Origin of the sequence: Mesorhizobium sp. M0166 (genome assembly GCF_040322255.1) — a bacterium.
In the GTDB taxonomy this organism is placed as follows: Bacteria; Pseudomonadota; Alphaproteobacteria; order Rhizobiales; family Rhizobiaceae; genus Mesorhizobium.
Genome location: NZ_JAMYTD010000001.1, coordinates 222,785 through 244,689, shown reverse-complemented (window position 1 = coordinate 244,689; position 21,905 = coordinate 222,785). Strand labels below are relative to the sequence as shown.

The 21,905-nt window shown below is 63.4% G+C and carries 18 protein-coding genes; 13 read left to right on the top strand and 5 right to left on the bottom strand.

The genetic code is table 11. The annotated features are described in order from the left end of the window. Positions 1-70 precede the first annotated feature (70 nt). A complete protein-coding gene (locus NKJ46_RS01170; protein ID WP_352660837.1) occupies positions 71-1,354 on the bottom strand; it encodes an NAD(P)/FAD-dependent oxidoreductase in 1,284 nt (427 codons plus the stop codon). Positions 1,355-1,580: 226 nt separating this feature from the next. Here NKJ46_RS01170 and NKJ46_RS01165 point away from each other — a divergent pair, with 226 nt between their 5' ends. The 6 genes from NKJ46_RS01165 (at position 1,581) to NKJ46_RS01140 (ending at position 7,763) form a co-directional block, all read left to right on the top strand. Then, positions 1,581-2,738, top strand: coding sequence for a fumarylacetoacetate hydrolase family protein (locus NKJ46_RS01165; RefSeq protein WP_352660836.1), 1,158 nt, complete (start codon positions 1,581-1,583; stop codon positions 2,736-2,738). A gap of 78 nt (positions 2,739-2,816) precedes the next feature. Then, the gene (locus NKJ46_RS01160; protein ID WP_352660834.1) at positions 2,817-3,611 is read left to right on the top strand and encodes an SDR family oxidoreductase; all 795 of its coding nucleotides are present in this window, start codon (positions 2,817-2,819) and stop codon (positions 3,609-3,611) included. A gap of 247 nt (positions 3,612-3,858) precedes the next feature. Next, the gene (locus NKJ46_RS01155) at positions 3,859-4,791 is read left to right on the top strand and encodes a substrate-binding domain-containing protein (RefSeq protein ID WP_352661309.1); all 933 of its coding nucleotides are present in this window, start codon (positions 3,859-3,861) and stop codon (positions 4,789-4,791) included. A 107-nt stretch (positions 4,792-4,898) separates the two neighbouring features. After that, positions 4,899-5,885, top strand: coding sequence for an ABC transporter permease (locus NKJ46_RS01150; protein ID WP_023674041.1), 987 nt, complete (start codon positions 4,899-4,901; stop codon positions 5,883-5,885). A gap of 3 nt (positions 5,886-5,888) precedes the next feature. Then, a complete protein-coding gene (locus tag NKJ46_RS01145; RefSeq protein ID WP_352660831.1) occupies positions 5,889-6,683 on the top strand; it encodes an ATP-binding cassette domain-containing protein in 795 nt (264 codons plus the stop codon). Between the two features lie 57 nt (positions 6,684-6,740). After that, positions 6,741-7,763: a LacI family DNA-binding transcriptional regulator gene (locus NKJ46_RS01140; RefSeq protein WP_352660829.1), complete on the top strand. Its 1,023-nt coding sequence runs from the start codon at positions 6,741-6,743 to the stop codon at positions 7,761-7,763. A 552-nt stretch (positions 7,764-8,315) separates the two neighbouring features. On the opposite strand, the gene NKJ46_RS01135 is transcribed toward NKJ46_RS01140, so the two are convergent. After that, complete coding sequence (locus tag NKJ46_RS01135) at positions 8,316-8,897, bottom strand: TetR/AcrR family transcriptional regulator (protein WP_031211029.1); 582 nt, start codon at positions 8,895-8,897, stop codon at positions 8,316-8,318. Positions 8,898-9,149: 252 nt separating this feature from the next. Between NKJ46_RS01135 and NKJ46_RS01130 the strand changes: the two genes are divergently transcribed. The 3 genes from NKJ46_RS01130 to NKJ46_RS01120 are packed head-to-tail and all read left to right on the top strand — an operon-like array spanning position 9,150 to position 13,769. Continuing rightward, positions 9,150-9,425: a hypothetical protein gene (locus NKJ46_RS01130; protein WP_352466109.1), complete on the top strand. Its 276-nt coding sequence runs from the start codon at positions 9,150-9,152 to the stop codon at positions 9,423-9,425. After that, entirely contained in the window at positions 9,419-12,598 is a 3,180-nt protein-coding gene (locus NKJ46_RS01125; RefSeq protein ID WP_352660826.1) for an efflux RND transporter permease subunit, read from the top strand. The genes NKJ46_RS01130 and NKJ46_RS01125 overlap by 7 nt, the downstream gene beginning before the upstream one ends. Before the next feature lie 16 nt (positions 12,599-12,614). Beyond that, entirely contained in the window at positions 12,615-13,769 is a 1,155-nt protein-coding gene (locus tag NKJ46_RS01120) for an efflux RND transporter periplasmic adaptor subunit (protein ID WP_352660823.1), read from the top strand. Positions 13,770-14,085: 316 nt separating this feature from the next. Here the strand turns inward: NKJ46_RS01120 and NKJ46_RS01115 are convergent, their stop codons facing one another. Both NKJ46_RS01115 and NKJ46_RS01110 read right to left on the bottom strand, forming a co-directional pair. Continuing rightward, positions 14,086-14,496 (bottom strand): cupin domain-containing protein, encoded by a 411-nt coding sequence (locus NKJ46_RS01115; protein WP_352660820.1) that lies wholly within the window; start codon positions 14,494-14,496, stop codon positions 14,086-14,088. Positions 14,497-14,555: 59 nt separating this feature from the next. After that, positions 14,556-15,170, bottom strand: coding sequence for a TetR/AcrR family transcriptional regulator (locus tag NKJ46_RS01110; RefSeq protein WP_352660818.1), 615 nt, complete (start codon positions 15,168-15,170; stop codon positions 14,556-14,558). A 240-nt stretch (positions 15,171-15,410) separates the two neighbouring features. Here NKJ46_RS01110 and NKJ46_RS01105 point away from each other — a divergent pair, with 240 nt between their 5' ends. The 4 genes from NKJ46_RS01105 (at position 15,411) to NKJ46_RS01090 (ending at position 20,355) form a co-directional block, all read left to right on the top strand. Next, a complete protein-coding gene (locus tag NKJ46_RS01105) occupies positions 15,411-16,142 on the top strand; it encodes a GntR family transcriptional regulator (RefSeq protein ID WP_352660815.1) in 732 nt (243 codons plus the stop codon). 56 nt (positions 16,143-16,198) lie between these two features. Further along, positions 16,199-17,305 (top strand): mandelate racemase/muconate lactonizing enzyme family protein, encoded by a 1,107-nt coding sequence (locus tag NKJ46_RS01100; RefSeq protein ID WP_352660813.1) that lies wholly within the window; start codon positions 16,199-16,201, stop codon positions 17,303-17,305. A 214-nt stretch (positions 17,306-17,519) separates the two neighbouring features. Then, positions 17,520-18,842: an NAD(P)H-dependent oxidoreductase gene (locus NKJ46_RS01095; protein ID WP_352660810.1), complete on the top strand. Its 1,323-nt coding sequence runs from the start codon at positions 17,520-17,522 to the stop codon at positions 18,840-18,842. 19 nt (positions 18,843-18,861) lie between these two features. Next, positions 18,862-20,355, top strand: a complete 1,494-nt coding sequence (locus tag NKJ46_RS01090; RefSeq protein ID WP_352660808.1) for a xylulokinase — start codon at positions 18,862-18,864, stop codon at positions 20,353-20,355. Positions 20,356-20,694: 339 nt separating this feature from the next. Here NKJ46_RS01090 and NKJ46_RS01085 read toward each other — a convergent pair whose 3' ends face one another. Continuing rightward, on the bottom strand, positions 20,695-21,657 hold the full coding sequence (locus NKJ46_RS01085) for a sugar-binding transcriptional regulator (protein ID WP_352660805.1): 963 nt from the start codon (positions 21,655-21,657) through the stop codon (positions 20,695-20,697). Positions 21,658-21,905: the final 248 nt, after the last annotated feature.

Genomic DNA, 21,905 nt, shown 5'->3' with positions numbered 1-21,905 from the left:
AATTTGAAATCAACCAAGCTTTTTTCATATTCGTGAAAGTGTCAAGCTGTTTCACGCTTGGGAATGAAAGTCAGCGTTCGAACGCGTCCAGCATCCGGTACCAGGCGATGGTCGCGGCAACGCCGACCTGCCGAAACGCGTGAAAAGGGATCGGCCGGATCGGCGATATCGGGAACGGCAATTGCCTGGTGTCGCCGCTCGACAGGTAGGAGGCGATGCGCTCACCAAGCGCGGTCATCAGGCCGATGCCGCGGCCTTGGCAGCCGACGACCGCCAGCAGACCCATCTCTGGCTCGTGGATATGCGGGAGATGGTCCGGCGTCATTGCCACCCGGCCGAACCAGCGCTTTTCAATGGCCACATCGGACAGCGCCGGGTAGAGCCGCAGCAGCGCGCGTTCCAGATGCGCCCAGTCGGCCGGGCCGTTCGGCAAGGCCATGCGGCCGCGTCCGCCGAGCACCAGCCGGCCGTCGGCACTCTTGCGGTAATAGACGAGGATGCGGCGCGAATCCGAAACCGCCTGCCCTTCCGGCAAGATCGCCGCCGCGAGATTGGACGATAGCGGCGCTGTCGCGATCTGGAAGGAATGCAGCGGAACGATCGTCTCGGCGAGGCCGGGGAGCAGGCCGCCGGTATAGGCGTTGGTCGCCAGGACAATCGCCTTGGCCTTGAGTTCGGCGCCGCTTTCCGTAGAAACGTGCCAAATGCCAGCATTCTTGCTGATCTGCATCACGTTCTGGCGTTCGGCGATCTTCACGCTCGCCGCTGCAGCGACGCGCGCCAGTTCCGACGTGTAGGCAAGCGGATCGATGACACCGGCGCGGCGATCGAGCCAGCCGCCGAGATAGCCTTGCGCGCCGATCATCGTCGCGATCTCCGTCGCGCTCAGCAGCCGGACATCGGCGCCGCGCGCCCGCCACTGCCGATCCCGGCTTGCCGCCGCTTTCAGCGCGGTCTCGGTATGCGCGGCCTGGATCCAGCCATTGCGGACGAACGGCACCGTGAGCTTTTCGTCGCGGATCAATTCGAAAACGGCGTCCACCGTCGAGGCGGCAAAGTTGACGAGCGCCTCACCGCGTTCGAGACCAAAATGCTCCAGCAGCCAGTCCGGATCGTATTTCAGGCCGGGAATGACCTGACCGCCGTTCAGGCCGGATGCGCCACTGCCGATTTCGCCGGCCTCCACCACCTGGACGGCGAGGCCGAGCCGGGCAGCGTGCAAGGCCGTTGACAGACCCAGAATGCCGCCGCCGACGATGACGACATCGACGCATTGGCCGGCTGGAAAAAGCGACTGGAACGCGGTGGCTGTCCGCGGCTTCTGCCAGATTGGATCGGAAAACCGTAAGAGCAAGCGTCACCTGGAGATTTTCAGTGGGTGAAAACCCTAGCGACGGTTTCATTATTTTGAAAGAGCGTTTTCCCTCGCCATTGGCGCACGTCAGGCTCGATCAAGGTCCAGCGATGCGAAGACCGCTTGAAAGAATTGACAAAGCTCGCCCTGCAAGCGGGATAGACCTTTGGCGGGAATTTGTTGAAAGTGCCGCGGCCGAAGGACAAGACAACAGGAAATGTAAGCCATGACGAACGCCACACATTTGCCCGCCGAAGGCCTCTTCGTAGGCCGCGCCTGGGCGAGCGATGCTTCCCATCCGCTGGTGGTCACGGTGCGTGACGGCACGATCTTCGACATCACGTCAAATGTGGCGCCGACCGTACGCGACGTTTGCGAATTGCCGGATCCGGCGGGGCACGTCCGCTCGGCCAAGGGACGGCCGATCGGCCCGCTCGATGCCATTGCCGCCAACAGTTTCGAGACAGCGCGCGATGCGGGGAAACCGTACCTGCTGTCCCCCGTCGACCTGCAGGCGATCAAGGCGTCTGGCGTCACCTTTGTCGTCAGCCTGCTCGAACGGGTGATCGAGGAGCAGGCGCGCGGTTCGGCCGAAAAGGCCGACGCCATTCGCGCCGACATCGCCGGGCTGATCGGCCACGATCTGTCGAAGCTCAAGCCCGGCTCGCCGGAAGCGATGGAGATCAAGGCCAAGCTGATTGCGCGCGGCGCCTGGTCGCAATATCTGGAAGTCGGCATCGGCCCCGATGCCGAGATCTTCACTAAATGCCAGCCGATGGCCTCGGTCGGCTTCGGCGCCGATGTCGGCCTGCATCCGGTTTCGACATGGAACAATCCGGAGCCGGAGATCGCCATGATTGCCGCGAGCAGCGGCAGGATCGTCGGGGCGACGATCGGCAACGACGTCAATCTGCGCGACGTCGAGGGACGCTCCGCGCTGCTGCTCGGCAAAGCCAAGGACAACAACGCTTCGGCAGCACTTGGCCCCTTTATCCGGCTGTTCGACGAGACGTTTTCCATCGGCGACGTGAAGCAGGCGATCGTACACCTGAAGGTCGAGGGCGAGGATGGGTTCTCGCTAGAGGGCGCCAGTTCGATGGCTGAGATCAGCCGCTCGCCGGAAGAGTTGGTCGCCGCCGCCATGGGGCCGCACCACCAGTATCCGGACGGGCTGGTGCTCTATCTCGGCACGATGTTCGTGCCGTCGAAGGATCGCGGCGAACAAGGCAAGGGCTTTACCCACAAGGTCGGCGACATCGTCACCATCTCGTCGGAGAAGTTCGGTGCGTTGGTCAACCGCGTGCGGCTGTCGCCCGACTGCCCGCACTGGACCTACGGCGCCAGCCATCTGATGCGTGACCTCGCAAGGGCCGACCTCATCTAGTCCCCCAGCCTAACATCCGATAGATTCTAGAATTCTCTGATTGGAAATTACCTGCTCGTCGGCATTCGGGAGAGTCCATTGATCGTCGCTCTTGAGGGCAAGACCCTTGTCGTTACCGGCGGGACGCAAGGGCTTGGCGAGACCATCGCCCGGCTGGCCTCAGCCGGCGGCGGCGAAGGGATCGCCATTGTCGGCCGCAATGCCGAGCGTGGCAGACGCATCGCCGAAGAGCTTTCACGACCAAGCCGGCCCGTCGTCTTCATCCAGGCCGACCTTGGAGATCCGGCCGCGCCTGCAGCTGTCATGGCGGAAGCGATCAAAAGACTCGGCCGCATCGATTGTCTGGTGAACGCCGCGGCCCTCACCGACCGGGCCTCGCTGGAAACTGGCACAATCGACGACTGGGACAGGTTGTTTTCCGTCAATGCGCGCGCGCCGTTCTTCCTCATGCAGGCGGCCGTAGCCGACATGAAGACACGGCGGGCGGCGGGCGCCATCGTCAACATACTGTCGGTGAATGCGCATTGCGGTGCGCCGGACCTTGCCATCTATTCCGCAACCAAGGGCGCGCTTTCGACGCTGACCAGAAACATTGCCAACGCGCATCTCTCCGATCGCATCCGCGTCAACGGCATCAACATGGGCTGGGTAGCGACGCCGGCCGAACAAGAGATGCAGGCGCGCACGCTGGGCAAGGGCGAAAACTGGGCAAAGATCGCCGCCGCCGGCCTGCCGCTTGGTCGATTGCTGACCATGGACGAAGTCGCCCGGCTAACGCTGTTCCTGCTCAGCGACGCCTCCGGGCTGATGACCGGGACGCTTATCGACCTAGAGCAATCCGTGCTCGGCGCGCCGCCGCGCGGCATTGCATGACGGTCGCAAGGACGATCGTCGGCCGCCTGGAAAATATCAGCCAAACTGATGCAATCTGATGGGATTGCTGATGGCGTGGTGCCTTGCGCCAACGTCCATTGGCAATCGAGGCTTGCCATCGATCGAAAAAGGGAATGCTCTAATGCGTCCAGGTCGACGCTGGCAAAATGCGACCACCGTTTTGGCCGCGCACGGCTTTTCGCGGTGATCGTCGGAGGAGGAGGAGGTTCAAATGGGAGGAAATCAAATGCTGACGAGGCTAAGACTGCTTGTACTTGGCTTGGTGATGGCGCTGGCCATTCCGGCCGCGGCACAGGCCAAGACGTTCTACTGGATTTCGCATGGCGGCCCGGCCGATCCGGTCTGGACCTACTTCCTTGCCGGTGCCAAGCAATGGGCGGCGGACACCGGCAATACCGTCAACACCTCGTTCCACAACGGCGACGTGGCGTCGCAACAGGAAGCCGTCCGCGCCGCAATCGCCGCCAAGGCCGACGGCATCACCACGACCAGCCCCGATCCGGGCAGCCTTGTCGAGATCGTCAAGGAAGCGCGGGCGGCGAACATCCCGATCATCAACTTCAACACGCCCGACCCGAAGGCGGATTTCAACGCCTATGTCGGCGGCGACAACGTCACCTTCGGCAAGCATTGGGCGCAGTATCTGGTCGACAAGGGCCTGGTGAAGAAGGGCGACTTCGTCTGGATGCCGGTCGAAATTCCCGGCGCCACCTATGGCGTCCAGGAAGAGGAAGGCATCAAGAGCGTCTTCGAGCCGCTCGGCATCACCTATGAAATCACCGAAGCGACGCTCGACCAGGCCGAAGTGATCAACCGCATGGTCGATTACCTCACCGCCAACAGGGCCAAGGTCAAGGCGATCATCGGCCTTGGCGACCTTGTCACCGGTTCGATCAAGCGGGTGTTCGACCAGGTCGGCGTCAAGCCGGGCGAAATCCCGGTCGTCGGCTGGGGCAACTCGCTCGACACCACCCAGGAAGTGCTGAACGGCTACGTCAATGCCGGCCAGTGGCAGGATCCGCAGGCGACCAGCTATGTCGCGCTCTCGCTCGCCAACATGGCGGCAAGCGGTATTCCGCCCGGCTTCGACGTGATCACCGGCGCGCTCTACGAGAAGGACACCGCGGCAGTCTACGACAAGATCCTGTCCGGCAAATAAATCCGCGATCGAGTTGGTCACGGCCGCTTCGGCGGCCGTGACTGTCTCATCATTCCGCCGAAGCCGGTTGCGGTCTCGGCCAAATCCAATCCTATCGCGGGTCCAAGGTGGAAAATCGTTCTCTTATCCAACGCTCGATCGCGCGACCCGAGTTCGGGCCGTTCGTGCTGCTCGTCGTCGAGATCGCTGTGTTCTGGGGCATCAACCACGACTTCCTGTCGCCGCAAAACATCTCGAACACGCTGGCCTTCACGGTCGAGCTCGGGCTGATCGCGCTGGCGATGACCCTGTTGATGACATCAGGCGAATTCGACCTCTCGGTCGGCTCGGTGTTCGGCTTCTCGCCTGTCCTGATGTGGACGTTGTTCAACAGCGGCGTCGCCTCGCTCGAAGCCGCCTTCGTCATCGCGCTGGTGGTCGCTGCGTTCATCGGACTGGTCAATGGCTGGTTCGTGACGCAGCTCAAGATCCCGTCCTTCCTGGTGACGCTGGGCATGCTGCTGGTGGTGCGCGGCACCGCATTGTTCGTCACCAACGGATTTCCGCAGCGGACCTGGAGCGCCGAGGGCAGTTGGCTGGCGGAAGCGCTGGTCGGCGATTTCTTCATCGGTCCGTTCCGTATCTACATGTCGCTGTTCTGGTTCATCGCCGCCGCAATCGCGCTCGGCTACGTGCTGACGCAAAGCCGGACAGGCAACTGGATCCAGGCGGCCGGCGGCAACCCGAGTGCTGCAAGGGCGCGCGGTGTCAATGTCAGCGGCGTCAAGATCGGCCTGTTCATCCTGTCGTCGATCCTGGCCTCGCTTGCCGGCGTCATCTCCTCGCTACGCACCTCTGCGGCCAACCCCAACAGCGGCACCGGCTACGAGCTCGAAGTCATCGCCATGGTGGTGATCGGCGGCACGGCGCTGACCGGTGGGCGCGGCACAATCATCGGCACTGTGCTCGGCATCCTGATCCTGCGCGTGATGCGCAACGGCATCGTGCTGATCGGCGTGCCGGGCCTTGCCTACAACATCTTCATCGGCGCCATCATCCTCGGCATGATGGCGCTCCACTCATGGCTGGAACGCCGGCATCAGGCAGGGACTTGAACCATGGCCGAACCGCTTGTCCGCATGGAAAACATCCGCAAGTCCTATGGGCGCGTGCAGGCGCTGGTGGATGCCAATTTCCATGTCAACGAAAGGGAGATCGTCGGGCTGCTCGGCGACAACGGCGCCGGCAAGTCGACGCTGATCAAGGTGCTATCGGGCGCGGTTCCGCTGACCAGCGGCGACATCTTCATCCGAGGCAAGAAGGTGAATTTGCGCAGCACCAGCGACGCCATCGCCCACGGCATCGAGACGATCTACCAGGACTCCGCGCTGGTGACGCAGCTGTCGATCGCGCGCAACCTGTTCCTTGGACGCGAGCCGGTCAAGCCGCCGCGTTTCCTCAACCGCATGGACCAGGAGGCGATGAACGTGGTTGCCCGCGACCTGCTCAAGCAGGTCGGCATCTCGAAGAACATCCCGCCGACGACGCCGATCGGCTCGCTCTCCGGCGGCGAGCGGCAGGCGGTGGCGATTGCGCGCGCCATGCATTTCGACAGCGACCTCATCATCCTCGACGAGCCGACCAACAATCTCGGCGTCGCCGAAACGCAAGGCGTGCTGAGCTTCGTGCGCAGTGCCCGCGATTCCGGCCATTCCTGCATCTTCATCGCCCACAACATCCACCACGTCTTCCAGGTGGTCGACCGCATCGTCGTCATGCGCCGCGGCAAGGTGGTCGCCGACGATATAGACCCGAAGAAGACCAGCGTCGCCGAAGTCGAACGCGTCATCACCGGCATGTCCGACAAGGAGATCCATGACGCGCTGGTCGAGCGCACGCAACGGCCCGGCTGAGCAGCCGGGCCGGGCTTATCGTCGAGGCACTGGATCGCATCGCTACATGGTTGCGATATGAAGGCCACCGTTTCGGATATTGCCAGAAGCTGCGGCCTGTCGACCGCGACGGTCGACCGTGTGCTCAACAACCGGCCGGGAGCCAGTGCCGCCAACCGGCAGCGCGTAATGGAGGCGGCCAAGCAGCTCGGCTATCTGCCGGTCGTCGACCAGGTCGCGTTGCCCTCGCGGCCGGCACATCTCGAATTCTTCCTGCCGATCGGCAGCAATGCCTTCATGGCCGATCTGGCCAGGCACATCGAGGATTATGCGGCGCGCCTGCCGCTGGTTGCCTCCTGCCGCATCCACGAGCTCGCCGGCATTTCGCCGAGTGCCTTGCAGGCGGCCGTCGAAAACCTCTCGCTCAAGGCGAACGGCGTCGGTGTCATCGCCGTCGATCATCCGAGAACGCGCAACATCTTGCGCGAGATCGTCGAGGCCGGCATCCGTCTGGTCACGCTGGTGTCCGATGTTCCCGGCGCGCCCCGCTCGGCCTATGTCGGCATCGACAACAGGGTGGCCGGCCGTACGGCGGCGCTGCTGATGGGACGGTTCCTCGGCGGCCGCCAGGGCCATCTGGCGATGGTCGTCGGCTCACGCTCCTATCGCGGCCACGAGGAACGCGAGATGGGCTTTCGCTCCGTGCTCGGCGAAGAGTTTCCGAACCTGGCCGTCACCAGCGCCGTCGAGATCAACGACGAACCGGAGGTCAGCTATACCGCGACCATGAAGGCGCTGCACAACGAGCCGGAGTTGCTCGGCATCTACTGTGTCGGGGCCGGGCGCTCGGGCGTGGCGAAGGCGCTGCGCGAAGCCAGGCCGCACAAGAAGCCGGTGTTCATCTGCCATGATCTGACGCGTGAGACGCGCGGCTATCTCGTCGACGATCTGCTCGACGTCGTCATCGACCAGAATGCGCGGCTGATCGCCGAACAGTCGGTCATTCGCCTGCTCGGCTCGATCGCCTCATCGGCGCCCTATCTGACGCGTAAATTCATCGAGCCGCGCCTGATCTTCAAGGAAAATGTCCCGGTGCAGTGATGCCGCGCGTGGGCGATGGCGCTCGGGCCTTCATCGTTAAAATTCGGTTGATACCGCAAATCTGCACATCACCTATGCAACTTTTGTGGTTGCCGAATCATTGGGCAATCGATAATTTCGCAGGTGTCGGCCATCTACTCCTCCCAGATGCGATGCCGACGCTGAGTGCGGTACACCTCCTCCCGTGCCGTATTCGAAATCGAGCCCGCTGCCACCTCCTCCCGGCAGCGGGCTTTTTTTATTCCGGCTCCGGGATAGCGGCCGACGCTTGGGATCGTGACCAGCACCGGACACGACTGTTGATCCGCGGATCGATGAGCTTCGCTGCGATCGCCGCGACTTGTCGGGCGGAATCCTGTCACACTTGTCACTCTCACCGGTTCGCCGGCGGCCCTATCCTGCCTCACGACCAGCAAACAGCGCCGCGCAGGCATTGCTGCTGCGGAGGACCGGCAAGGGAGACGCGAGATGGCACATCGCAATGGGACGAGACATCACCCGGCGGCGCGGCCCGCAATCGAAACGCCACGGATCGTTTCGCCGCTTGCGAGACTATCTGGCCCTGAAAGACGTGATCAGGCCTTCCGCCATGCGGACGAACTGCGCGCTCGGGCCCTCGGCGCCGACGCTTTGCAGGCTGACGCGGGCGCCCTCGAGCAACAGCGACAGCGTGTCCGCAAGAAGCTCGGCCTGGCCGATGCCGGCATCGCGACACAGCGAGACCAGCCGCTCGCGCTGCGCTTCCTTGAGTTCCTTAATCACTTGCCTTGCCGGATGATCGGCCTCGCTCAGCTCGATGGCGGCGTTGGCCATGTCGCAACCGCGACGATCCGACATCAGGCAATCGGCCGCCATCCGGACCCAGGCGTGCAGCTGCGCCAGCTTGTCGCCCGGATTCTCGGCCTCGAACTTTTCCCACATCGCGTTGGCGCTGCAGGCGGTCGCCCGCAGACATTCGATGATCAGGTCGTCCTTGGACTCGAAATGCCGGTAGAGCGTCATCTTGTTGGTGCCGGCGGCCTCGGTGATGGCGTCGATGCCGACGCCGCGAATGCCATGCTTGTGAAACATGTCCCGTGCCGTCTCCAGGATCCTGTCCCGGGGGCGAACACGCTCCACAACACCGTCTGTCATCAAAACCTCCGTGATTGCGTTTCCGAAATTCCCTCGGTGCACCTCTTGACTAGGGTGTTACCGGTCTGTAACGTTAGAGATGTTACTTACCTGTAACACCCGCATTGCATCATGTCAAACTCGCAAGTGCCGGCCATCAGCCCCGCCCCGATCGGCAAGGGGACGAACCGCACCTCACGGCCTCGGCCGGCGAGCAAGAGAACACCCGATCCGCGGCTTGCCGCGGATCGCCAAAAACCAGGAGCCGCTTCGATGTCGCAGCGCAATGATCTGACGATCGATGAAGTCGTGAGGGATCCGATGATCCGCATGCTGATGAAGGCCGACCGCGTCGACCCGCGGTCTTTCGAGGCGATGCTGCGTGCGCTGGCTGATGAGCAGGCCGAACGCCGCAATGCGCCGCGCCGCCCTCTGCAAGATTTCGGCTTTCTCGAAGATTCCGGCTCAACGCGCAGCCGGCGGCTGTCCAGGGTAGCCAGGGCCTTTGGCCGGGCCAGAGCATCGGGCGAGGCGTGCATCTCATGGTAAACTTCTTCATCCATCGTCCGATCTTTGCGTCGGCGATCGCCATCATCATGGTGCTCGCCGGAGGGATTTGTTATTTCCTTCTGCCCGTCTCGCAATTTCCCGACATCACGCCGCCCCAGGTCGTGGTCAGCGCCCACTACCCGGGCGCCAGCGCGCAGGTCGTCGCCGACACGGTGACGACGCCGCTCGAACAGCAGATCAACGGCGTCCAGGGCATGACCTATATGTCGTCGTCGAGCTCCAATGACGGCTCCTCGACGATCACCATCACCTTCGACGTTGGCTACGACCTGAGCACGGCGGCCGTCGACGTCCAGAACCGCGTTTCGCAGGCGGCGTCCTCGTTGCCGGCCATCGTCAATCAGGGCGGCGTGACGATCAAGAAGCAGAACCCGAACTTCGTCCTGATCGTCGACCTCACCTCGCCGGACGGTTCCGTCAACCCGGTCGCGCTGAGCAATCTGGCCTATCTGCAGGTGGTCGATCCGCTGAAGCGCCTGCCCGGCGTCGGCGACGTCCAGATCTTCGGCGAGCGGCGCTATTCGATGCGCATCTGGCTCGATCCCGACAAGCTCGCCAATCTCGGCATTACTGCCGTCGACGTGCAGAACGCCGTCGCCGAGCAGAACGTCCAGGTGGCGGCCGGCAAGATCGGACAGTCGCCGGCTCCGGCCGGCACCGCCTTCGAGATGCAGGTCAACGCCGTCGGCAGGCTGAGCGATCCGAAGGAGTTCGGTGACATCGTCGTGCGGGCCAATACCGCGAACGGCTCGCTGGTCAGGCTGCGCGACGTTGCGCGCATCGAGCTCGGCGCGCTGCAATATTCTTCGTCGGCCTTCTTCGGCAAGGACCCGACGGTGGTGCTGGCGGTCTACCAGATGCCGGGCTCCAACGCGCTCGATCTGCAGCAGCGCGTCAAGGATAAGATGCAGGAGCTGTCGGCCCGCTTCCCGAAGGGCGTCAGCTACGCCATGCATTACGATACGACACGTTTCGTATCGGCGTCTATGCACGACGTGCTGATCACGCTCGGCGAAGCGCTGGTCCTGGTCGTCGCCGTGGTGTTCATCTTCCTGCAAAGCTGGCGCACCACGATCATCCCGACGATCGCAATTCCGGTGTCGCTGGTGGCGACGCTGGCCGTCATGCATATGCTTGGCTTCTCACTGAACATGCTCAGTCTGCTCGGCATGGTGCTGGCGATCGGCCTCGTCGTCGACGATGCCATCGTCGTCGTCGAGAATGTCGAACGCCAACTTGAGGCCGGCCTAAAACCGCTGGCTGCCACGCGCACGGCGATGGCCGAGGTCACCGGCCCGATCATCGCGACGACCGCCGTGCTGATGGCCGTGTTCGTGCCGGTCGCCTTCATTCCCGGCGTGTCCGGCCGGCTCTACAACCAGTTCGCCCTGACGGTGGCGATCTCCTTCGGCATCTCGGCCTTCGTCTCGCTGACGCTTACCCCGTCGCTCAGCGCCGCCTTCCTGCGCCACCGGCCGGAAACGCAGTTCGTGCTATTCCGCTGGTTCAACATGGGCTTCGAACGGCTGGCGCATGCCTATGCGAATGGTGTGCGCATTCTCATCCGCCTGCGCTGGATCATGCTCGGCGTGTTCGCGGCCGGACTTGTCGCGACCTATTTCGTCTGGCAGCGCCTGCCGTCGACCTTCCTTCCGGTCGAGGACCAGGGCTACTTCTTCGTCGTCATCCAGCTCCCCGACGGGGCCTCGCTGGAACGCACCGACGCGGTGGCGCAAAAGGCACGCGACATCCTGCAGAATACGCCCGGCGTCGATATCGTCGGCTCGATCAGCGGCTTGAACTTCCTGACCAGCGCCGCGCAGTCGAACTCGGCGGTCGAATTCGCCATCCTGAAGCCATGGGACGAACGCGGTCCCAACCAGAGCGCCTCGAAGCTCGTCGCCGACGTGCGCAACAAGCTGCTGCAAATTCCGGAGGCTTTTGCGCTGAGCTTCGACCCGCCGTCGATCCCGGGCATCGGCACCACCGGTGGCTTCGAGTTTCAGGTCGAGGACCTGACCGGCCGCGGCAGCGTGGCGCTCAACGATGCGACGCAAGCGGTGATTGCCGAGGCGCGCAAGCAGCCCGAGCTCAACCCGCAGCAATTGTTCTCGTCGTTCTCGACCTCGACGCCGCAGTTCAACTACGATCTCGATCGCGCCAAGGCGAAGCTGCTCGGGCTCAACCTGCCGGACGTCTTCAATACGCTGCAGATCTATCTCGGCTCGCTCTATGTGAACGATTTCAACTTGTTCGGCCGCACCTTCCGGGTGACGATCCAGGCCGACAAGGACTCTCGTGCGGGTCCGGCCGACATTTCGCGGCTCTATGTCCGCAATGCGTCGGGTGGCATGGTGCCGCTCAGCACGCTGGGCAAGCTTGTGCCCATCGTCGGTCCCGAGACCGTGCCGCACTACAACAACAATGCGTCGGCCCTGATCAATGGCGGCGCCGCGCCCGGCTTTTCGTCCGGCCAGGCGGTGGCGGCAATGGAGCGTGCCGCTGCCACGGCGTTGCCGAGAGATTTCGGCTACGAATGGACCGGCATCACTTATCAGGAGCTCAAGGCGGGATCGATCGCATCCGTCGTCTTTGGCCTCGCGATCGTCTTCGTCTTCCTGATTCTCGCCGCGCAATATGAGAGCTGGGCGATGCCGTTCATGGTGCTGCTGGCGGTGCCGCTCGCATTGTTCGGTGCGTTCGTCGTGCTGTGGCTGCGCGGCATGCAGATCGACGTCTATTCGCAGATCGGCTTCGTCATGCTGATCGGACTGGCGGCCAAGAACGCGATTCTGATCGTCGAGTTTGCCCGGCGCCGGCGCGAAGAAGGCCTCAGCATCGTCGATGCCGCGATGGAAGCGGCGCGGCTGCGGCTGCGACCGATCCTGATGACCGCCTTCGCCTTCATCCTCGGCGTGCTGCCGCTGATGTTCGCCACGGGTGCCGGTGCCGCAAGCCGGCAGTCGATCGGCACCACCGTCTTTGGCGGCATGGTCGCGGCGACGATCCTGTCGCTGGTGTTCGTGCCGGTCTTCTATGCGGTGATCGAGCAGCTGCGCGAGCGCCGCAGCGAGAGCGAACCGGTTTCCGAAGCGACCGAACAACCAACTGCCGAACCCGTATTCGAGCCATTGGCCGAAGCGGCTGAATAGGACTGGAGAATTGATCATGCGTAAATGGAAAATCGCGCTGGGAACGGCCGTCGCCCTTGGGGCGATTTCGGTGGCGAGCGTTCACCTGCTCGACATGGGCAGCCTCAGCCTCAACGCCGGCACAGCCGGGGCGGCGACACCCAAGCCGGAAGCCTTTGTCATGCCGGTGCCGGTGGTGAGCGTCGTCAAGAAGACGATCCCGATCTATCTCGACTATGCCGCCCGGGTGGAGCCGATCCGCAGCATCACGCTGCAGGCGCGCGTACCGGGCTATCTGCAGGAGCAGGTCGCTACAGACGGCAGCGACGTTGCAAAGGGCGACCTTCTCTACAAGATCGCCCCGGAGGATTTCCAGGCTGCCCTCGAGCAGGCGAAGGCGCTTATCCAGCGCGACACGGCAACACTCGACTATGCGCGCTCCAATCTCGGGCGCGGCAGCGAGCTCGCCAAGAGCGGCTATCTCGCCAAGGACGTGTTCGACCAGCGCACCAGCACCTTGCGCGAGGCTCAGGCCTCGCTCGCCGTAAACCAGGCCGCCTTGCGGACCGCCGAGCTCAATTTGAGCTATACCGAAATCCGTGCCCCGTTCGCGGGACGCATCGGACGCAGCCAAGCATCCGTCGGAACGCTGGTCAGCGTCGCCGGCACCGTGCTCAACTCGCTGGTGCAGCTCGATCCGATCTACGTCACCTTCAATCCGAGCGAAACCGACCTGACTCAGATCGAGGAGGCCCGGGCCGCGGGACCGATCAGTGTCGACGTCCTGCTTCCCGGTGAAACGGAACCGCGCCAGAAGGGCGATCTTACCTTCATAGACAACACGATCGATCGCTCGACCGGCACGATCACGGCACGGGCGACGATCGGCAACGGCAAGTTCACGCTGCTGCCCGGCCAATATGTCCGCGTCCGGCTGCACGTCAAAGAGCAGCCTGATGCGCTGATGGTGCCGCAGACGGCACTCGGCTCCGGCCAACTCGGCAAATACCTCTATGTCGTCGGCAAGGACAACACCGTCGACCAGCGCATCGTTTCGCTCGGACCGACCAATGGCGATCAGGTTGCCATCTTGAGCGGTGTGGCCGAAGGCGACCGGGTGATTACCGGCAATCTGCAGAAGATCGGCCCGGGAATGCCGATCTCGCCGCTGCCCGAGAAACCGGCCACCTGATAACCCCCATCAGGTCCGGTCCCGCGGCGCCCTCGGCTCCCACGCCAAGGGCGCCGTTTTTGCTGATAGTTTCGACGCGGTCGATTCAAGCCGTCGCGCGAACGGCGGCTCTGGCGACGATGGCAGCATAGAGGCGCTCTCTAGCTGCGAAAGCAGTTTGTGGATCAGCAAGCGAGACATCCATCCAGCCGACGGCTTGTCGCGGCTGCACGTATCACTCACGCGAAGGCCCGCTTCGACCCTGGATGGATGGACTGCTGGATTTAGCCGGCATAAGCCAGGTCAAATCTTGAGCCTGGCGCAACAGTTTCGCCGGTCAGGCCGCCTGCAGGATCTGGATTCCGTGCCGTCCGGTAAGCTCGATCACGCGGTTAATCATGTCAGCGGTCGGCGGGCCGGAGGGCGCGTCCTTGGATGCAGCCTCTTCGAAGAATGCGATCATCTCGTCGTCGACGATCGCCATGAACATAGCCGGCACGGGACCAGCATTGCGATAGCCATGGGGCGCGTTGCCCGGAATGGTGACGACATCACCGGGTTCCACCTCGTATTCTTGCGCGACACCATCGATCACTGTCCACATCGTGAGAGTGCCCTCGAGAATGCGGAAAATTTCCGCGGAAGGATGCGTGTGGGGCGGCGTGCCGCTTCCAGGAGGCACCGTGACGTCGATCACGTTGAGTGCCGTCCCAGCGAGCTTTGCCCGGACAGCGACCTGATCGCCCATTACCCAGAAGCTTTGAACCGAATCGGCCGGATGGACCGTTGCTTTGGTCTTATGCCAAGTCACTTGCTTTTTCCCTTTCGAACAGCGCCCTGCTGCGATTTTGCCGCATTGAGCAAGGCGCGAATTGCCCAGGCGGCTGCCTCTCCGGCCTCACGGCCGTTAAGACCCCAGTAGTCTTTCATCGTCTGCCAGGCAGTGGCGCTGAACAGGAGCTGGATCACGGCCTCAAGCTGGCGCGCCGCCTTCGGGTCCATTCCTTTAGCGACTTGCGAAAGGCTGCTCCGAAAGGCACGTTGCCGCTCACCATTGGCTTGCAGGCGCATCTCGCGCCCGGTAACGCTCGCATGCGAGGCCCTGACTACGCCTTCGATTGCGTCCAACGAAGCGAAAAGATCGGGAGGAAGATCGATCAGATCCTGCTCCCGCTCAGGCCAGAACCGCACTCCCAGCGAGGCATTGGTGCTGGCCCAAAAGGCTTCCAAAAGCGCTTCCTTCGTCGGGAAGTGGCGGAAGATCGTCCTTCGGTTCACGCCCGAAACCTCGGCAACCTCATCGAAGCCAAGGAGGCTGTACGGATTTTGCTCCAGGATCGTTCGAATGGACGCGAGGATCCGCTCGCGCGTGGCCTGCGCCTGCTCTGCCCGCAGCGGGCTCTCGTATTTCTGAGTCATCATTTGTGAATTCATGTCACTGCTAGTGACACAAAGCTTCCCAGTCGTCAATGGACATTGCGAAGGCTACGCACCAGTCCGTTTCGCGCTGCGAGAAGCCAGCTGACGCTCAGCGAGGGGAGCGGGAAGGCTGGCTGAGGCCGGAAGGCCGCCAATGTCATGCAGGGTCGAGAATCCAGAAATTACTCTTGTTAGATTGTCGACAATCTGCTTGTGTTGCTTTTGGTCTCCTGGAGCAGCCGGATGGCAACGCTGGATTTCAGTCCGATCGCGGATACGACACGCAGGGCCGAGATCGTGGCGCTGCTCCGGCGGGCGATCCTGACCGGCCAGCTGGAGCCGGGGCAGAAGCTCAACGAACTCAGGATTTCCGAGCAGATGCGGGTGAGCCGTGCGCCGCTGCGCGAGGCGATGCGCGAACTGGTGCAGGAAGGCATCCTGACCAGCATCCCCTACGCCGGAACCTTCGTCATTGATGTTACCGCCAAGGACATCGACGATGCCTATTCGCTCAACAAGGTGCTGGACGAGTTCGCCATCGCGCGGACCTGGCCGCTTCGCGACCAGCGGTTCTTCGACGAACTCGACCGGCGTCATGCGGCGGTGAAGCAGGCGACGCGCGAACTGGACACGACGCGGCAGATCGAAACGGCGCTGCAACTGCATGGCCTGATCCACGAATGGGCCGACAATTCGGTGCTGCTTGAAACGTGGCAACGGCTGACCAGCCGGCTGCAGATGTATTTCGCGCTGCACCAGCGGGCCCGCAACGAGCCTGTGCCTGCCGAAGATGCTCACGAGACCTATGTGCGGCTGCTCAAGGGCAACGACATGCCCGCTGCACAGCACCACGCCAAGGAGCACATCGATTTCGATTTCGAGGCATTGCTCGCCTATGCGCGCGGGCTGGAGCGACGCGGCCCAAATGACGCTAGTCGTGCAAGCCCGACCCGCGGCCGGCCCGAAACCGCCTGATGAGCCCGATAAGTTTGGCGGGCCACCCTTAATATCGCAGATAACGGACAGAAAACGTGCAGATCAAAACCATCAAGGCCTACCATGTCGTGCAGCCCTTCGTTGACGGGCCTTACCGCATGTCCAGGGGGCGCGTCGCCGATGCGTTCGACGCGGTGATCGTCGCGGTCACCGCCGACAGCGGGCTCACCGGCTGGGGCGAGATGGCGCCGCTTGGCAATTTCTATTCGCCGGCCTTCGCCGCCGGTGCTCGCGCCGGCGTCGTCGAGATCGCGCCGTATCTTGTCGGCCATGACCCGCGCGGGCTTGCCAGTATCAACAGGCTGATGGACACGGTGTTCAAGGGCCATCCCTACATCAAGTCGGCGCTCGACATGGCATGCTCGGATCTCGCGGCGCGCGCCGCCGACGTGCCGCTGGTCACCCTGCTTGGTGGGCGCGAAAGCGAGACGGCCGAACTCTACAAGGTCGTCACCCACGGCACGGTCGATGCGATGGCCGCACTTGCCAAGCGCATCGTCGACCAAGGGTTTCGCCGGCTTCAGGTCAAGGTCGGCGGCAACGTCCATGACGACATCGAACGCGTCACCGCCGTCGCCGCCGCGGTGCCGAAGGGCACCGTCATCTTCTGCGACGCCAATGCCGGCTGGACCTCTTACCAGGCGCGCCAATTCGCCGATGCGACGCGCACCATCGACTACACGTTCGAGCAGCCCTGCACGACGATCGACGAATGCATGTCGGTGCGCCGCTCGCTCGACAAGCCGATGGTGCTCGACGAATCCGTCGCCTCGTTGGACGATATGCTCGACATCCACCGCAAGGGCGCGGCCGACGGGCTGACGCTGAAGATCTCGCGCCTCGGCGGCGTTACCAAGACGCGCCAGATCCGCGACCTTGCCGTCGACCTGGGCTTCATGATCACCGTCGAGGACACTGGCGGCGCCGAGATCGACACATCGGCCATGGCGCATCTGTCGCTGTCGACGCCGGAGGAGCGCCGGCTGCACGCCATCGCCTTTCACGAATGGGTGACGGTGCGCACCGCATCCAACATGCCGCCGGTTTCGGGCAGCCGCATGGGCATTCCGGACGGGCCCGGACTCGGCATCGATGTCGTTCCCCACCTGCTCGGCGCGCCCTTCTTCGAGATCGGCAGCTGAGCGCAACAACGCTGCACCCCATTCAACCTGAAATTTGCCGCGTCCTTCTGACTGCAGAGGCACGGCCGCTAGATTGACCACTCATCCAATCGTCTTCGGCCGATTGCAGAGCGACAATGCCCAATTGCCGGTTGAAATATTTTTCATTTGCAAATAGAAATGTTCAAAACGTTGATTTGGACGCTGCGGCGCGTCCGGAACTGGAGGAAGCGACATGTCCCATCCGCAATTTGCAGCGGAACTTCTGCAGCGCGCTGAACAGCACGGGCCGATCACCATCGGGCTTGCCGGCGCCGGACAGATGGGCACCGACATCGTCGTCCAGGTCGCACTGATGCCGGGCATGCGGATCGGCGCCATTTCCGAAGTCAGGCCGCAGGCAGCGATCGACGCGGCGCTGCTCGCTGGCCACGACCGTTCCGACATCGTCCAGGCCGGCAATGCGGCGGCGATCGACCGCGCCATCGAGGTCGGCAAGATCGCGGTGACCGAAGATTTGCATGCGCTGGCGGCGGCCGGCCGCATCGACGTCATCATCGACGCGACGGGCAATCCCAACATCGGCACGCTGTTCGCGCTCGAAGTGATGAGGAACGGCAAGCACATCGTCATGCTCAATGTCGAGGCCGATATCACCATCGGCCGTTTCCTCAAGGACGAAGCGCGCAAGGCCGGCGTCGTCTATACGGGTGCGGCCGGCGACGAGCCGGCCTGCACGCTGGAGATCATCGGCTTTGCCAAAAGCCTCGGCTTCAACATCATCGCCGCCGGCAAGGGCAAGAACAATCCGCTGAAGATCGACGCCATGCCGGCCGACTACGAGAAGGAGGCGGCCGAGCGCAATATGAATGCGCGCATGCTGGTCGAATTCGTCGACGGGTCGAAGACGGCGATCGAGATGGTGGCGATCGCCAATGCGACCGGGCTGGTGCCCGACGTGCCGGGCATGCACGGCCCGACCGCGACGCTGGAGGAACTGGCCAGCGTGCTCTGCCCGCGCGAGGATGGCGGCGTGCTGCACCGCAAGGGCGTGGTCGACTATTCCATCGGCAAGGGCGTCGCGCCCGGCGTGTTCTGCATCATCGAGACCCGGCATCCGCGCGTGCTGGAGCGCATGATCGACCTCAAGGTTGGCAAGGGCCCCTACTTCACGATCTTCCGGCCCTATCATCTGACCAGCCTGGAAGTGCCGCTGTCGGCGGCGCGCGCGGTGGTCTACAAGCGCGCCGACATGGAGCCGCTCGACCATCCGGTCGCCGAGGCGGTGGCGGTTGCCAAGAGCGATCTTGGCGTTGGCCAGTCGCTCGGCATGATCGGCGAGAACGACTATCGCGGCTTCGCCATGACGTGGGACGATGCTCGCGCCCGCGGCGCCCTGCCGCTCGGCCTTGCCGAGCGCGCCAAGGTGGTCAAGCCGCTCAAGACCGGCGACTTCCTGACCTATGAAAATTGTGTACCCGACGATTCGATGGTGATAACCCAGATCCGCCGCCGTCTCGACCAATCGGACGGACGGTTCGCAACAAACGCAGCCTGACCCCGCCGGATCTCCGCTGATGGACGATGTCGTAATCGGGATCGACGCCTCGACCACGGCCGTGAAGGCGATTGCCTTCACCCGCGACGGCGAAGAGCTGTTCCAGGCGCGCAAGACCTACCCGCTTTCAAATCCGCAGCCCGGCCATTTCGAGCAGGACGCCGAACATTGGTGGGCCGCGCTGCTTGGCGCATTGAAGCAGGTCACCGAGGCGGTCGGCGCTGCGCGGGTGGCGGCGATCTGCATTGCACATCAGCGCGAGACCTTCACGCTAGTCGACAGCGCCGGCAAACCACTCATCCCTGCGATCCTGTGGCTGGACGAACGCGCCCGGCCTCAGGTTATCAGGCTTTCGGCCGAACTTGGCCGCGAGGCGATCCGCGACTGGAGCGGCAAGCCGCCGGACCCGACGCCGGCGCTGTATGCGATCGCCTGGCTTGCCGAACACCAGCCGCAGGTGCTGCACCAGGCAGCGGCGCTGGTCGACGTGCACGGCTTCTTCGTTCAGCGGCTGACCGGGCGATTGGTCACCAGCACCGCAAGTGCGGATCCGCTCGGGCTGCTCGACGTCGAGAAAGGCACTTGGCGTCCAGAGCTCGTTGCGGCGGCGGGGCTGCAGCTGGAGCAATTGCCCGAGCTGGTCGCGCCGGGCGCAATTTGCGGCGGGCTTTCCACAACCGCGGCGCAACTGACGGGCCTGAAGGCTGGCACGCCGGTTGTGGCAGGAGCCGGTGACGGGCAAGCTATGGGCCTTGGCATGGGCGTCTACGGCGAGGGCAAGAGCTATCTCTCGCTCGGCTCCGGCGTGGTCAGCGGCTGCTATTCCGGCAAGGTGAAAACCTCGGACGCCTTTCGAACGCTGGTCTCGCCGACCGGCTCCGGTTTCATGCTGGAGACCGTACTACGCTCGGGCATGCAGCTGGTCGACTGGATCGTCCGAACCACCGGCTCGCCGTCAGCCGCTGCGCTGGAGAAAGCTGCGCTGGATGTTGCCGCGGGCAGCGACGGCCTGCTCATCATGCCCTATTGGGCCGGCGTCATGAGCCCCTATTGGGACGGTGCGGCGCGCGGCGCCATTGTCGGCCTGTCGCTGGACCACCGGCCGGAGCATCTCTTCCGCGCTGTCCTGGAAGGCATCGCCTTCGAGCAGGCCGTTGCCACCGAGGCCATGGAAGCCCAGGCCGGCGGACCGGCGACGATGATTGCCGCCGGCGGCGGTACCAATTGCGCGCTGCTCATGCAGATCATGGCAAGCGTACTCGAGCGGCCGCTCTCGGTTTCGCCGGTCAACGAAGCCGCCGCGCTCGGCGCTGCCATGCTGGCGGCAGCGGCTGTCGGCTGGTTTGCCTCGCCGGAAGCCGCCGCGGAAGCGATGGCGGCAGCGCCGAACAGGCATGTCGACCCGGTCGGCGAGCTGATGTCCTTCTACCGCACGCGCAAAGCGATCTACCGCGGCCTCTATCACGCGACGCGCGATATCCACGCGCGGCTGGCTGAGGTTGGGCAAGTTTAGAGATTTGCTGGGTGAGGTTGGGCAAGTTTAGAGATTTTGAGAGGTCGGAGACCTTTTGGACCCAGCCTTTGAGATGTCGGCGGGACAGCACCCCCCTCTGGCCTGCCGGCCATCTCCCCCGCAAGTGGGGAGATTGAGCCTTCATCACCGTTTTCGCTAACCACAAGCGTTGCAGGATGAGCGACGGCATCGCAATTGCCGATCTCCCCCTTGCGGGGGAGATGTCCGGCAGGACAGAGGGGGGTGGGACGGATCGCTACAGAGCGAAATTCTGCGCCGCTGTCTTTGAGCTCGGTTGCGACAGCCTCGATCTCTTTCAAATCTTCAGCGCAGCAATATCTACCGGCCCAGCAAGCCTTTCGCCGCGTCTTCGTCGGTGATCAGAACCGATACCTTGATGTTGGCGAGCGCCGCCCGCATCACCGCAACCTTCTCGCTGCCTCCCGACACCAGGATGATGCTCGGGATATCCGACAGATCCTGCAGCGGATAGGCGCAGACGCGGCGGTTGACCTCGTGATCGACCGGCCGGCCCTCGGCGTCGATGAAATGACACAGAATATCGCCGACGGCACCGGCCGCCTGCAGTTCCTCGAGTTCGCTTGGCTTGATGAAGCCGTAATTGGCGATCGGGCTGTCGTTGGAAAACGAGCCGACGCTGAGCACAGCGATGTTTGCCCGGCGTGCACGGAAGACGACGTCCTGAACGCTGCGCTGGCTCATGAAAGCGTCGCGCTGCTCCGGCCTGTCGGCATAGACCGGCACCGGCAGCAGGAAGCACTCCGCACCGATCTTTTCGGCGAAATCCCAGGCGCTTTCGGTCGGATTGAGCGGCTGGGCATGGGTAAGGCCGCCGAGCATCGAAACGACCGTCGTCCTGGCGATCGGCCGTCGCGGCAATTCATTGATGGCGAATTTCAGTGTCCGCCCCCAGCCGAGTGCGATGACATCGCCGGCATTCACATGGTCGGCCAGGTAGGCGGCGGCGGCGTGGCCGATCATCAGCGGCGCGTTGCTTCGGTCGGCCGCCGACGGCACGACAACGGCCTGGCTGAGCCCGAACCGCTGCTTCAGGCTTTCCTCCAAAACCACGCATTCAACGACGCTGTCGCGGATGCGAAACTGGACGACACCCTCTTCGCGGGCGGCGGAGAGAATGCGATGCACCTTGATGCGGCCGACGCCGAGAATTTCGGAAATCCGCTCCTGTGTAAGACCCTCGACATAATAGTGCCAGGCGGCGCGGGCCTTGAGTTCGGCGTCTGGGAAGCGCGAGGCTCTTTCGTTCTCTACGATCGTCATCTGTTTGCCTTGCCGCAGCCGCCGGCTCTGCCCATGATATTCCAATCCGGCGACTTCGAAATGCCCAAGATTTCCGAGACCTTGCGTAAGGCAAACCGGCGGACAGCGCAAACCCGTCGTCGAATGAAGCGGCAGGCCTTGACAATTTTCCGACGAACAGTTTAGCTGAACAAAATTGCATACTAAAGATAAATTGTTCACAGGGAGGGGCCTGGGTGAACAAAGTGACCCGGTGATGCAGCGCCGGA

What these genes read in the sequence shown, in the direction of transcription:
- NKJ46_RS01165 (WP_352660836.1), top strand. Translation starts at nt 1,581, where the DNA reads ATGACGAACGCCACACATTTGCCCGCCGAAGGCCTCTTCGTAGGCCGC.
- NKJ46_RS01110 (WP_352660818.1), bottom strand. Translation starts at nt 15,170, where the DNA reads ATGATGACTCAGAAATACGAGAGCCCGCTGCGGGCAGAGCAGGCGCAG.
- NKJ46_RS01125 (WP_352660826.1), top strand. Translation starts at nt 9,419, where the DNA reads ATGGTAAACTTCTTCATCCATCGTCCGATCTTTGCGTCGGCGATCGCC.
- NKJ46_RS01140 (WP_352660829.1), top strand. Translation starts at nt 6,741, where the DNA reads ATGAAGGCCACCGTTTCGGATATTGCCAGAAGCTGCGGCCTGTCGACC.
- NKJ46_RS01120 (WP_352660823.1), top strand. Translation starts at nt 12,615, where the DNA reads ATGCGTAAATGGAAAATCGCGCTGGGAACGGCCGTCGCCCTTGGGGCG.
- NKJ46_RS01130 (WP_352466109.1), top strand. Translation starts at nt 9,150, where the DNA reads ATGTCGCAGCGCAATGATCTGACGATCGATGAAGTCGTGAGGGATCCG.
- NKJ46_RS01135 (WP_031211029.1), bottom strand. Translation starts at nt 8,897, where the DNA reads ATGACAGACGGTGTTGTGGAGCGTGTTCGCCCCCGGGACAGGATCCTG.
- NKJ46_RS01105 (WP_352660815.1), top strand. Translation starts at nt 15,411, where the DNA reads ATGGCAACGCTGGATTTCAGTCCGATCGCGGATACGACACGCAGGGCC.
- NKJ46_RS01085 (WP_352660805.1), bottom strand. Translation starts at nt 21,657, where the DNA reads ATGACGATCGTAGAGAACGAAAGAGCCTCGCGCTTCCCAGACGCCGAA.
- NKJ46_RS01155 (WP_352661309.1), top strand. Translation starts at nt 3,859, where the DNA reads ATGCTGACGAGGCTAAGACTGCTTGTACTTGGCTTGGTGATGGCGCTG.
- NKJ46_RS01090 (WP_352660808.1), top strand. Translation starts at nt 18,862, where the DNA reads ATGGACGATGTCGTAATCGGGATCGACGCCTCGACCACGGCCGTGAAG.
- NKJ46_RS01095 (WP_352660810.1), top strand. Translation starts at nt 17,520, where the DNA reads ATGTCCCATCCGCAATTTGCAGCGGAACTTCTGCAGCGCGCTGAACAG.
- NKJ46_RS01145 (WP_352660831.1), top strand. Translation starts at nt 5,889, where the DNA reads ATGGCCGAACCGCTTGTCCGCATGGAAAACATCCGCAAGTCCTATGGG.
- NKJ46_RS01115 (WP_352660820.1), bottom strand. Translation starts at nt 14,496, where the DNA reads ATGGGCGATCAGGTCGCTGTCCGGGCAAAGCTCGCTGGGACGGCACTC.